The organism is Sulfitobacter sp. CW3 (assembly GCF_019392245.1).
Classification (GTDB): Bacteria; Pseudomonadota; Alphaproteobacteria; order Rhodobacterales; family Rhodobacteraceae; genus Sulfitobacter.
Genome location: NZ_JAHXRL010000383.1, coordinates 1 through 256 on the forward strand (window position 1 = coordinate 1; position 256 = coordinate 256).

A 256-nucleotide genomic window follows, 5' to 3' on the forward strand; every position below is an offset into this window, starting at 1 on the left:
TCACGGCGACCGTGCTGCGCGAGCCGGCGGTGATCCAGGCCTATCTGGGCGAGGACGCCGCCGCCGGTCCGGCGGCGAGCCTCAAGACCGACCTCGCTCCGGCGTGACCCCCGCGATGACGACGCCCGCCACGCCCCTGCTCGAGATCCGCGATCTCGTCGTCCGGTACGGGGAGATCGAGGCCGTGCGCGGCCTGTCCTTCTCAGTCGGCGCCGGGGAGGTGGTGACGCTGCTGGGTTCCAACGGCGCCGGCAAG

The 256-nt window shown here is 73.4% G+C and carries 1 pseudogene; it reads left to right on the plus strand.

Annotated features, from left to right (window positions below):
• Window positions 1-115 precede the first annotated feature (115 nt).
• Window positions 116-256, plus strand: a pseudogene (locus tag KZZ06_RS23615) (amino acid ABC transporter ATP-binding protein); the annotation flags it as partial.